At 33.9% G+C, this 11,457-nt stretch carries 12 protein-coding genes; 2 read left to right on the top strand and 10 right to left on the bottom strand.

What is annotated here, in order from left to right; all coding sequences use genetic code 11:
* The first annotated feature begins 20 nt into the window (after window positions 1-20).
* On the top strand, window positions 21-767 hold the full coding sequence (locus MST17_RS05400) for an IS5 family transposase (protein ID WP_026056797.1): 747 nt from the start codon (window positions 21-23) through the stop codon (window positions 765-767).
* 560 nt (window positions 768-1,327) lie between these two features.
* A complete protein-coding gene (locus MST17_RS05395) occupies window positions 1,328-2,059 on the top strand; it encodes a Fic family protein (RefSeq protein WP_180026868.1) in 732 nt (243 codons plus the stop codon).
* Between the two features lie 18 nt (window positions 2,060-2,077).
* Here MST17_RS05395 and MST17_RS05390 read toward each other — a convergent pair whose 3' ends face one another.
* From MST17_RS05390 to MST17_RS05345, 10 genes are all read right to left on the bottom strand, one after another.
* Entirely contained in the window at window positions 2,078-2,338 is a 261-nt protein-coding gene (locus MST17_RS05390; protein ID WP_180026869.1) for a YkgJ family cysteine cluster protein, read from the bottom strand.
* A complete protein-coding gene (locus tag MST17_RS05385; RefSeq protein WP_180026870.1) occupies window positions 2,335-3,963 on the bottom strand; it encodes a DNA repair protein in 1,629 nt (542 codons plus the stop codon). The genes MST17_RS05390 and MST17_RS05385 overlap by 4 nt, the downstream gene beginning before the upstream one ends.
* Window positions 3,964-4,032: 69 nt before the next feature.
* Window positions 4,033-5,106 (bottom strand): chemotaxis protein, encoded by a 1,074-nt coding sequence (locus MST17_RS05380; RefSeq protein WP_180026871.1) that lies wholly within the window; start codon window positions 5,104-5,106, stop codon window positions 4,033-4,035.
* 166 nt (window positions 5,107-5,272) lie between these two features.
* The gene (locus MST17_RS05375) at window positions 5,273-5,527 is read right to left on the bottom strand and encodes a hypothetical protein (protein WP_180026872.1); all 255 of its coding nucleotides are present in this window, start codon (window positions 5,525-5,527) and stop codon (window positions 5,273-5,275) included.
* A gap of 45 nt (window positions 5,528-5,572) precedes the next feature.
* On the bottom strand, window positions 5,573-5,743 hold the full coding sequence (locus MST17_RS05370) for a hypothetical protein (RefSeq protein ID WP_171406454.1): 171 nt from the start codon (window positions 5,741-5,743) through the stop codon (window positions 5,573-5,575).
* A 27-nt stretch (window positions 5,744-5,770) separates the two neighbouring features.
* Window positions 5,771-7,348, bottom strand: coding sequence for a hypothetical protein (locus tag MST17_RS05365; RefSeq protein ID WP_180026873.1), 1,578 nt, complete (start codon window positions 7,346-7,348; stop codon window positions 5,771-5,773).
* A 20-nt stretch (window positions 7,349-7,368) separates the two neighbouring features.
* Entirely contained in the window at window positions 7,369-7,683 is a 315-nt protein-coding gene (locus tag MST17_RS05360) for a hypothetical protein (RefSeq protein WP_121533130.1), read from the bottom strand.
* Between the two features lie 11 nt (window positions 7,684-7,694).
* Window positions 7,695-8,699 (bottom strand): hypothetical protein, encoded by a 1,005-nt coding sequence (locus MST17_RS05355; RefSeq protein WP_180026874.1) that lies wholly within the window; start codon window positions 8,697-8,699, stop codon window positions 7,695-7,697.
* Between the two features lie 59 nt (window positions 8,700-8,758).
* Window positions 8,759-9,661, bottom strand: a complete 903-nt coding sequence (locus MST17_RS05350; protein WP_180026875.1) for a YafY family protein — start codon at window positions 9,659-9,661, stop codon at window positions 8,759-8,761.
* Between the two features lie 474 nt (window positions 9,662-10,135).
* Entirely contained in the window at window positions 10,136-11,362 is a 1,227-nt protein-coding gene (locus tag MST17_RS05345; protein ID WP_120401118.1) for an integrase arm-type DNA-binding domain-containing protein, read from the bottom strand.
* Window positions 11,363-11,457: the final 95 nt, after the last annotated feature.

Here is an 11,457-nt window from a genome sequence, read left to right as displayed (position 1 = left end):
AACCCAATTTTACACTCGCTATGCCTCGAACAATGCTAAATGATCAACACTGGTCCAAGTTACTTGCTATTTTCCGTCACTTTAATATTTATCTCAAATTAAATTTACGGAATTTTATTGAAGCGATTTTATTTCGAATTAGAACAGGCTGTCCTTGGCGTGATTTACCTCAAGAGTTTGGTAAATCAAATTCTATTTTTAAGAAATATAATCGATGGTCTAAAAATAGTAAGTTTATGAATATTTTTAAATTATTCAGCCAGCATGCTGATAAAGAGTGGATTTTTATCGATGGGAGCCATGTACGAGCGCATCAACATTCAGCTGGTATTAAGAATCAAAGTATTTCCAAAAGTATTGGTGGTAATAGTTCAAAAATACATTTAGCAATCGATTCAAATGGTAATCCTATTGAATTTATTATTTCAGATGGAACTTCACATGATATTAAGGTTGCACCTGATCTTGTATCAAAATTAGATTTAACAGAGTCAGAAATGCTATGTGCAGATAAAGGCTATGATTCAGAAAGTTTCAGAAAGAAAATTAGAGAAAGTAATACGAAAGCAAACATTCCTCGAAGATCAAATGCCAAATCTAGCAATGATGATATGGACTGGTATATGTATAAAATCAGACATTTAGTTGAAAATGCATTTTGTAGATTAAAACAATTTAGAGGAATTGCCACAAGATACGATAAGCTAAAACGTAACTATCAAAGCGCTGTTGCTTTAGCTTGTATATTTATATGGTTGCCTCTTTAGCTCAATTTATCGGCTGTAAATGTCAACACACCCTAATGTCTAGTTAAATATATATGAAAATTTAGTTACAACACACCAAATTAAAAAAGCACACCATTTTTATTAAATTAATTTCTCTTACTGTTATAATTTTTTCATAATATTGATTAAAAAAACAAACAAACAAACAAACAAAAATAAACCTATATTTTTATATATTTCAAAATCTTATATGAAATAATAACACGTTTTAGACTTTAACATTCCAGCTATCAATAACGTAATACATAGCCATATTTAGTAAAGTAGCTGTGATGGCGTCAATTGAACTCAACTCCTAAGCTATTGATTTAGTGAACCATAAAGTCAATAGCGTTTTACCTGTACCCATTTTTTACCCAAATTAGATTTAGCGCATTGAATCACAAAATTTATTTTGTTCAAATCCATTAACAGGAATTGAAATGGTGTACTGATTTTAACACGTATGCATTTAAAATTAAAAGAAATGTTATAACATTCCTTTTTTATATTTGTTTTTTTGATGTATCATTTAAGAATTCAACTGCAGCGAAAAAGTTATGTTTGAAAATATTGATGCTTTAAAAACAAAATTAGATAAACATCGTCCTCTTTCTCCTGCAATTGTAAAGAATCTACAAGAAGATCTTATTGTTCGCTGGACATACCATTCAAATGCAATTGAAGGTAATACACTTACATTGCTAGAGACTAAAGTCGTTTTGGAAGGCATTACCGTTGGTGGAAAAGCATTACGAGAACACTTTGAAGCAATCAACCACAGAAATGCCATCTACTATGTCGAAGACATTATTCGAAAAGAAGAACCTTTTTCTGAATGGCAAATTCGTAATATCCATCAGCTTATCTTAAAGAATATTGATGATGATAATGCTGGACGTTATCGTCAGCAAAATGTCCTGATATCAGGTGCTACGTCTACCCCGCCTGATCACACGTTATTAAATGACAAGATGACTCAACTAGTCGACTGGTACAACTCAGAGGCACATAAGCTTCATCCCATTGAACGTGCAGCTAAAGTACATGCAGATTTTGTAGGCATCCATCCATTCATTGATGGCAATGGCCGTACATCACGTCTATTGATGAATCTCGAATTGCTTAAAGCTGGTTATCCACCTTGCGTCATCACAGTTGAAAACCGACTGGCCTACTATGAAGTCCTAGATCAATGGATGGCTTATGGAAAGACTGAAGCTTTTATCCAATTAGTTTCCGATGCTGTACTAGAAGGATTTAAACCATATCAAGTAGTTTTAGGAATTTAAAATTATATAATCGATTAATCATTCAAGTTGGTCCAACTGCTCACAAGCGATCAAATTAAGATGTACAAATTGTTCCCAAGAAATTTTTTGTTTAAAGTGTTGCTCATAATAGGTATCAACTCGACATACTTCCGGACGATTTTCATAGATTGTACATAAATGAGATGTTAGATCGTGGTAACGGCAAATGCCGTCACCACGATCTAAAAAATCAGTTTGGTTTGATAAATTAACATGCCTGCAACAGGCTCCGCACTGAGTGCATGGAAAAGCAATCAATTTTTAGCCAACCCTAATAACCAGCTTCGAGTACTTTCTGAATTCCCCATTTCAAATGGTAATTTAATTTCTTGCTTTTCTATTTCTTTCTTTAGAACTATATTGCGCTCTAATTCAGAATTAGCACTGTTTAGTTGTTCTGTAAATACAGAAATCTCATCAATATTTAAGCCAAATTCTAATTGCGTCAATTGTAGAATATATTGGTCTAACTCTTTATTGATCTCTCTAAAGTTATCTAGTATTTTTTCATATTTTGTTTTTACCTGATCTAAATATGACCAGAATTTTTGCATTATTTCACTTTGCTCAATGAAATAATTTAAAGCCAAAATTACAATACCACTTGTCAAAGCGCTAGCGAAGTCAACAACTAAATTTCCTAAAGGCATTGAGTTAAGAGCAGCTAAACCTTCATGCATAAGCATACCTACGATTATGCCAATACTTGCTGAAAGAATTTTAAAAGTGGCTTTAGTTAACTCACCAGTCGATAAGTTCTCTGGATTAAAGAATGCCATCTTCATGACTTTGATCAAATTTAACCAGGTCTCTCTTATAATTTTCCCCCAAAACTTTGTTGTTGTAAGAAAAATATTTAATACCGTTGTAGAAAGACTTGCAAAAACACCTGAAATTGTTGCATCCCGAAAACTAGAAACTACATCCTTAAACCGCTGCTTTACACGTTCAATAATATTTAAAACCGTATCTTTTAAATCATCTAAAAAGTTTTTAATTCTAAATTCAACTGTTTTATACTTCACGTATATAGAAGGAATTACCGCTTTTATTTCAAACCAAATTTCAGCAAGTATAAGTCCTAATGTCTCCCTTAAACCCATTTTTAAACCAGCAATCCCTGCTGATGTTAAGCTTGCCTTAAAAAACTTAGTACTTTGATAATAACTATTTATTTGCTTCTCAGTTTCAGCTCTTGCCTTTTCATCAACTTTTTTCATGGATTCACTATCAACTTGTTTAAGCTCATCCAATGATTGCTGTTTTTTTCTAATTTTATCTTGAACTTGCTGAAACTCATGCCGTTCTTGAGGTGTAGATTGTGGCATTCCATGAAGCTTCTGATTTAACTTACTTAATTCAATTTCACGATTATTAATTGTTTCGGGTAAATTATTTAAAAATTTATCAACAGAATGCTGTTTTTTAGTTCTATTTATACTGCTAGCCGTTGACGATAAATTTGAGTCTTGATTAGCTAATGTTACTCCATCCAGTCCAGCTAGCATTCTTCCAGCATCATTATGAATCTCATGCGCCGATATAATATGATCCAAATCACGGTTTTGGCCTTTTGATAGATTTTTATCTTTACGATATTTATCTTTCAAAGTCCCATTTTCTTGCGCTTGTTTATCATTCCGCCCTTTCTGAATATAATTATGATGTTGATGATAAGCAGCCGAATCATATTTTTCACGATTTTCATACTTTATCTTTTCCGCTTCTGTTGCCCATATGTCTTGTCTGACATTTTGAATCGTATCAACATCTCCACCTTTTTTATCTTCAAATAATAAAAAATCAAGACCAAAGGTAGTCACTAAACTTTTAGTGACAACTTGGTTAATTTCATCTGACCAATCAAATGTTTTTGATGACATATCTGTTCCTAATATAAGAACTCCTCCTGTGTTGACAGGAGGAGTTCTTCATACTTTAAAATTATTTTATTAACGCTTAAAACCTTCATGGGTTTCTTTTAAAACTTTCTCAAGACCTTGATGATCAAGTACTTGCATACCATGCTCGTCTACAAGAATTTCTGCATTACCATCTTTGTCTAAAATAGGCTTACCTTTATTATCTTGTTTTACCTTGAATAGCGGCGTAGAAATCATTTTTGCCATAATTGCAGCTAAACTTGTACCATTTTCAATGCATCTAATCGTCTCTTCCGAAATGCTATGTATTTTTTCCTGATTACCCTCTTTTAGTATTTGATTAATCTCTTTTAGCTTTTCAAAATACAAATTGAAGACGCTATATATTTTAGTTAATTCATTATAAATTCGGTCTGCATAAGATTGGACTCGCAATAACTGCTCTTGTGCAATCTCCATTTTTGTAACAGCTTGGTCAACTTCGTAACGGATATCTCTTGCTTTATCTAGCGCTTTAGAACCATGAATCGCATAAGCAATACCAGCTACAGCTAATACAGGAGCAACAACTGCGCCTCCTAGCACCATAGCACCACCAGCCATTCCCCAACCGCCAGCAGCTAATGAACCCCCACCAATAGCCGCCATAGTAGCATTATATGCAGCGACACCAGATAAAGATGCTATAGATGTCCCTGTAGATGCGGCTCCAAGAGCCATAACTCCACCGTATACAGCAAATCCCGCTGCTGCTCCCGAAACACCACCACCAACAACAGTTTTCAAATAGTCAGTTGCTGTAATAGCAACTTCCTTTATTTGATTTAATTTATGCTGGGGAATTTGAATTTTTGTATCGCTATATTTTTGAAAATTATTATTTTTTAAAATTTCTTCTACTAAACGATCAAACTTATCAAAATCTGAACCTATTTTGAGCTCTAACTCGCCTAAGCTTTCTAATGACTGACTGGTTTTATTATTTACTTCGTCAAGAGCTTCCTTATGCTTTTTATAAATATTTTTTGAGCGTTCAATAATATCATCTGCAAGACTTTTGTCTTGATGACCATCATAAGCTTTTTTAGCTCCAACCGCAGTCGCTGCAACGGCAGCCCCAATTAAAATTAATGGTAATGGCATGGTTTCCTCTCAATTACTACTAAGTAATTATTTTTAATAATGACTAAAAATATGAATTTATTTTAGAGCAGGATGATGCAACTTAATTAACTTTTAAATTCTCATAAATGAGTTCAAATTAATAAATGATTACCTACTCTAAAAAAGATAAAAATCTCAAACAAATTTAAATACTTTTAATATCTTCCATAGTTTCATAACCTCTATTTCTTAACTCTTTTCGAGCTGCTACCACTTTAATAGGTGAACGCTGAGCTTCTGTAAGGCAAATTTTAGCTAGTTGACGATCACTTAGATTAGGCATTTCTTCCGCATATTGAGCAGATCTTTCTTTTGCTCCTTCATACTGAGTTTTAGCTTCTTTAGCTGCATATTCTCCTGCTACTTTTGCCACTTGTCCGACTTTATTCCAAAAACTCATTTTATACCCTCGCTTTTTTACGCATTAAATTTGATAAAAATTACATTAATTTTTCTTGTCAAGAAAATGAATTCCCCACATTACAACTATTGCAAGCCACCCTAAAGGACCAAGAAATAATAAAATTATTGTAGCTAAAATGCGCCCAACTGGATTACCGGATTTCCATAAAGCTACAGCTTGACCAGCGGCCTTATCCCTATCTCTATTATTCATTAACCTCCCCCCTCATCTACTTTTAAATTAAAGTTCAAAACTCTTATTACTCATCATAAAGTCATCAAATTCATTTTCATTTGTAAATGGTAATTTCTGTCCTAGATACTGATATAACTCTTGATAAGCGATAACGATTTTATTTATATCTACAGACCTCAAAGATGCCTTGATCTGAACAAAAGACTTATTAAAAATTTCTTCCCGCTCTTTATCTTCCTGCTCAATTAAACCATCTAGCTGAGCAACTTTCTCTTCTATAAGAGGCAATACTTCTTCACAAATTCGCTCAACTTCCTGACGACGGACTCGGGCAACATCTCGTGTATAAAATACAGAACCCGTAATCTGTGCAGCCTTTTCAATTAAACGAAAAATTGCTACCGTCACTAATGCTGAAACAAATGAAGTAATCGCAACAGAAAATACTTCTGGAATACCTATACTAATTAGATATTGATATAGTCCCATAATGAAAGTAATTACTGCTAAAGCAGAGATTGCTTTAGAGATATTTAAAACTGTTTGGAATAAAGATTTATTCTCACCTGAAATAAATAACCACATTTCATCGCAAACAACTTTAAAATACTTACCACCTTTTTGAATGGCTTGGTAAGTATTTTTATAAAAGCCTAAAATCAATCCAATAATATAATCAATTGCGGATTTTGATAGGTTTTTTATAACGCCTTCTTCAAATTTTTCTTTAAATTTTCGCTTAGTGTCATTAATTACATTTTGAAGTCGTGTAGAAAAGTCTATAGCTCCATCTTTCCATGCTTGACGAATTTCAATTACACATCGCCCAACCATATATGCAATTACTTGTTTTATACTGACGTTAGCTTGCTTAACTACTTCATGAGTAACAAAATGTCCCTTATGGTAAAGTTCAGATTCAGCTATTAAAAAATGATCTGCTAGATTCTGTAAATTCTTTTTTGCTTTTTCTTCATCTGAAAAAGTTACCACTACTGTTTCAATCCATGTTCCCTGTAATGAAACAGAACTACGGGAAATTTTGCCAGAAACTAATTTCTCTAATACTGCTTGCGCATTTACATCACCTAATTCAGCTTTAAGTTCCCAAAAAGCTCTGGCTTTTTCAAAATTCTCTAGAGGCACAACTAACTTTTCATTATTTTCTAAATATCTCTCTGCCGCTAATTGAGCAAAATTTTTTATAGATTTATATTGTGCTTTTTCACTTTCTAGTATTTTACCTTTAATAAATGCTACAACATCTGTCGCATTATCATTATAGTTCGCCATCTTAGCAATAGAGTTTGTAAATGGTACTCCTTGTTGCTTTAATTCATACAAGTAATCTGCTGTTGCAAATTTTTTATCTGAATTCGTAATAGCTTCTTCTAAATTATTAATAAAAGCATCCCTAACTTCAAATAAATTACCTTGACGATTAGGGTTTTGATTATGACCAACTGATTTAGTTTTTAATACCTCTTGTAGCTCATCTCGATATTGCATAGAAGCATCCAACAGCTTTTCACTGCGCTGCTCCAATGTCCAAGATAAATCAACATTAAGTTTTGTTGATATATCATCCACAAAGATATGTAATACTTCATCAAGGTAGGTCATAATCATTCCTTTAAATCAGATCAGAAATCATCTGAATTATCGAGGCCTGCAAACAACTCCTCATTTAATTGTTTTTTACGTGCTTCTAGAGCAGATATTTCCTCTTTCAGATCTTTAATTTCTTGTGACTTTATACGATCAAATTCTACTGCTTTAAAATATATAGCATTTTGTCTATCGTTAAAATCATCAAAAGATTCAAACATCTTTTTCTTAACAGAACTTTCCTCATCCCACTTTTCTTGGATTAAATCCTCAATTCTTTCAATACGCTCTTCAATTTTAGAAATTTTATTTTCAATTTCTAGCAACTCTACTGAAGCATCCTGACTCATGTCATTTCCCCTTAAATACTATTTAAACGATCAACCAAGTCTTTAGCTTGGTCACGTACATCACGAATTGCCACATCCAAAGCACCATTTTCTTTAATCAATGGCGCTTTAACCAATGCAGAAATCCCTCCCATACACAAAAAAGCATTTGCTAATATTGCTTTTTCGGCTTGAGTAAATGTTTGATAATCATCTTTGTGTTTACGTATTTTTTCTATCTCTGCGATTAACTCATCTGCAACTTCACTCAATTGCCCAATTAAACCTGCAATCGCATGAGCCGCGTTACCAATAGCACGTGTTGTTTTGGCTGCAATCATTTTTTCATTGTAAATCGCATGAGCTTTAGCTAAATTTCTTTTTGCATCATCAACAGCTGTTTCTGCACTTGCAGCTAACATTGCCCCCCCAACCGCTAAAATCGGACCTGCAACAACTCCCCCTAAAACAACCATTCCCCCTGCCATCCCGAAACCGCCAGCGGCCAAACTTCCACCACCCAACCACGCTAATGTAGCATTTGTTGCGGCTGCACCACTGAGTGTACTAATTGCTGTTCCAGTTGAAGCAGCAGCTAGCATTTGTGTACCGCCATACGCAGCTAAAGCTGTTAATGCACCACTTGCTCCTGCAGCACCTACTCCAGATACTATTTCAGGTAATGAAACAGATAGTCTATCTAACTCTAATAGCCTATTTTCTACATCAATACCTTTTAATTCCGGTATTTGACTAATTTCAATATTTTTAATTCCTTCTAAAGCTTTCTTAAAAGGGATATAGCATTGCTCAACCACGGCAATACGTGTTGCTCCCAAAATAGTTAAACGCTCATTAGTTTTCACTCTCATTTCTTCAAGAGTTTCATCAGCTTCATCTAATTTATTTTCAGCCTGACGAAAAATTCTTTTAGCTGTATCAAATCCAGCTTTAGCATCAGATCCTTTTTTAACACCATAGGCGCCTGCTGCCGCTGCTCCAACACCGATTAATAACGGTACAAGTGGCAATACCATTTATATATTCCTCTTATTAAAGTTCTTTACAAGTTTTTTAGATCTATATTTTTTTAAAATCAATTAGAGCTTATGTATTCCTTCAATCCCTTTTCCATCTCATTTTGCAATCTTCCTGGATTTACAATTTTAAGATGCGGAATCCAAAACCGGATTAGAGGCAATAGCTGCATATCATGATTAATTTTTGAGGACACCAACAAACCACCATCTCCCAACTCTCTTAAAATTTGCTGTTCGGGTAATATTGATCTCTGTTTAAAATAAAAAGCAACCTGGCTATCAATAGATAAAATGATTTCCTGTTTATCCTGTCCAAACCAGATGCTGTCATCATCTTCTACAAGTTTTACAATATTTTGATCTGGAATAAATTGTGAATATTCATGCGGAGAGTGCGTAAGCTGAATATGTGAAATGCGGTAAGTACGCAATTGATCTTTTCTAACTGCTGCCAAATACCAACTACCATGATGATGAATCAAGCGATAAGGTTGAACCAGTCTAGGTTCTCCTTTATATACAAAACCAATTTGTCGATATTCTTGAATTGCTTTTCCAAGAACTTTGAATAGTTCTTTAAACTGACTTGCATCTTCAAAAGAGTACCCCTTAGCACTATAAATCTGATGAGCTCGACTATCTAAAAGTTCACGCAGAAAGGACATATCCAATGAAGGATACAAATGACTAACTCCTGAGAGCTGTGCAAAATTACGGATATCTTTTGGTGCAATTTTCCCTAAATAATTTGATTCTAAGTAATATCTTTTATTTTCATTATCTTGTAGCAATGGCAAATAAGTATTGAGACGATCGAAATCTCTCGAGATAGTACGTGTGCTTACCCCAAATTCTGAGGCTAGTTCTTTTATACTTAACTGATATCCCATATTTAATTTCGTTAAAATATTGGCCAATCGGTCAGCTAAACGCTCATGAGTAGAATCATCACGTTTCATTAATTATCTCTAATTTTTAAAAAGTAACATCAAATTTATATTTGAAATATAACACATTAAAGGTACAAAAATTTACACTAATTCACAAAAAAATTAAGTCTTATTTCCTTTAAATTAAGTTTAGCCGATCTAAATAACGCGCTAGGTGCAACATTGCTAAATAGAATTTTCTTGATTCAGCCCACTTTATTTTCCCAAGTATTAATGCCCTAGAAATACGTTGTAAGGCGTTCTTCTTTTGTTTATTCGTAAATGGAGTTGGGCATATTTTCATACAAATTTCCTTTCAATATTTCTATCAAACTTAACTACTTAAAGCATCAATTCAATTGAAAAATGAAGATAAGGCATGAAAATGACAGGAGATGTCATCAGTTGTACAAATTATCGTTTAAATTTTTTCTTTAGTATGTATTTCGCAGAGGTGGCGTCAACTTAACTGAAACTATAACTTACTAATATTTATTAAATTAATTACTCTACATTTTTATGCGTTAATTGATCCAAATAATCAGACCATGCTTGCATCATCACTGAACGCTCCTCCAAATACTTAGTACGGTTGTACGCTCGACCATGCATATCGCGAACCTGATGTGCAAGTTGTTGTTCTATACGTTCAATAGGAAATTTTAGAACTTCATCTAATAAAGTTCTTGCCGTAGCTCTAAAGCCATGCCCTGTTGTCTCACCATTTTCAAAACCATATTGTTTCAATCGTTTATTAATAGTTGATTCACTGATGGTTTTCGTTTTATCTCGCATAGACACAAAACAATATTCGGTATATCCAGTAATGCAATACAATTCTTGGAACAGCTTCAAGACTTGATCAGACAAAGGAACAATATGTTGTAGGGCTGTCTGATTTTTGGTCTTAGGCGGTGTATAACTCCATGTTCTATTTTTAAAATCGATATCTGCCCATTTTGCTGCACGTAATTCTCCAGGACGCACAAATACATGGGGTAAGATTTTGACTGCATAATCAATAGCAATATCCCCACGACCTGCATGTGTATTAATATTCTTTAATAGTTGTCCTAGCTTTTGCTCATCAGTAATAGCCGCTCGATGCTTAGTTTTACCCACCTTCAAAATACCGCTAATTTGGTCAGCAACATTAAATTGACATAAACCCAAAGCAATCGCATACCGAAACACCTGAGATGCTTTACTTCTCATTCGCTTTGCTGAGTCAGTCTTACCTTGTCTTTCATAAAGACGGCATACTTCCAAAATTTGAGTGGCTGTTATCGAATCAATGGGGAACTCACCAATAGCAACATAAAGCTTATCCCAGATAAACTGATTCCGACGTTGTGTACTTGATTCCAGCTCTTCAGTCTTACGGTATTCATCTGCTACTGATCTAAAACTATTATTTCGACATTGGGACTGTTTATCTTGCTTTTGAATTGCTGGGTCAATATTCTGCGCAAGCAGTTCTCTAAACTCACTTCGTTTTGCACGAGCTCTGGCCAATGTACAACTTGGATAAATACCGATAGCTATAGTGGCTCTTTTCTTAGAGATTGGGCGAATATAATCAAAACGCCAATATGCCCCACCTTTTCTATCTAACAATAAATAAAGGCCACCACCATCTGAAAGCTTAATATTCTTTTCAAATGATTTCTTTTGCATTGATATTGCAGACTTAATTTTTGAGTCAGTCAGACTGATAACTAATTTAGGCATTTTTACGGTATATTTTTGTCAGAAATGGAATGTACCGTAAAAAATACCGTAAAAGATTACGGTATCCTAAAACGCCCTCGGACATTATCGGACAA

It is taken from the genome of Acinetobacter sp. YH16056_T (assembly GCF_024605895.1).
In the GTDB taxonomy this organism is placed as follows: Bacteria; Pseudomonadota; Gammaproteobacteria; order Pseudomonadales; family Moraxellaceae; genus Acinetobacter; species Acinetobacter amyesii.
This window is presented reverse-complemented; position numbering and strand designations above follow the sequence as displayed.

What these genes read in the sequence shown, in the direction of transcription:
- MST17_RS05400 (WP_026056797.1), top strand. Translation starts at nt 21, where the DNA reads ATGCCTCGAACAATGCTAAATGATCAACACTGGTCCAAGTTACTTGCT.
- MST17_RS05395 (WP_180026868.1), top strand. Translation starts at nt 1,328, where the DNA reads ATGTTTGAAAATATTGATGCTTTAAAAACAAAATTAGATAAACATCGT.
- MST17_RS05385 (WP_180026870.1), bottom strand. Translation starts at nt 3,963, where the DNA reads ATGTCATCAAAAACATTTGATTGGTCAGATGAAATTAACCAAGTTGTC.
- MST17_RS05380 (WP_180026871.1), bottom strand. Translation starts at nt 5,106, where the DNA reads ATGCCATTACCATTAATTTTAATTGGGGCTGCCGTTGCAGCGACTGCG.
- MST17_RS05375 (WP_180026872.1), bottom strand. Translation starts at nt 5,527, where the DNA reads ATGAGTTTTTGGAATAAAGTCGGACAAGTGGCAAAAGTAGCAGGAGAA.
- MST17_RS05370 (WP_171406454.1), bottom strand. Translation starts at nt 5,743, where the DNA reads ATGAATAATAGAGATAGGGATAAGGCCGCTGGTCAAGCTGTAGCTTTA.
- MST17_RS05365 (WP_180026873.1), bottom strand. Translation starts at nt 7,348, where the DNA reads ATGACCTACCTTGATGAAGTATTACATATCTTTGTGGATGATATATCA.
- MST17_RS05360 (WP_121533130.1), bottom strand. Translation starts at nt 7,683, where the DNA reads ATGAGTCAGGATGCTTCAGTAGAGTTGCTAGAAATTGAAAATAAAATT.
- MST17_RS05355 (WP_180026874.1), bottom strand. Translation starts at nt 8,699, where the DNA reads ATGGTATTGCCACTTGTACCGTTATTAATCGGTGTTGGAGCAGCGGCA.
- MST17_RS05350 (WP_180026875.1), bottom strand. Translation starts at nt 9,661, where the DNA reads ATGAAACGTGATGATTCTACTCATGAGCGTTTAGCTGACCGATTGGCC.
- MST17_RS05345 (WP_120401118.1), bottom strand. Translation starts at nt 11,362, where the DNA reads ATGCCTAAATTAGTTATCAGTCTGACTGACTCAAAAATTAAGTCTGCA.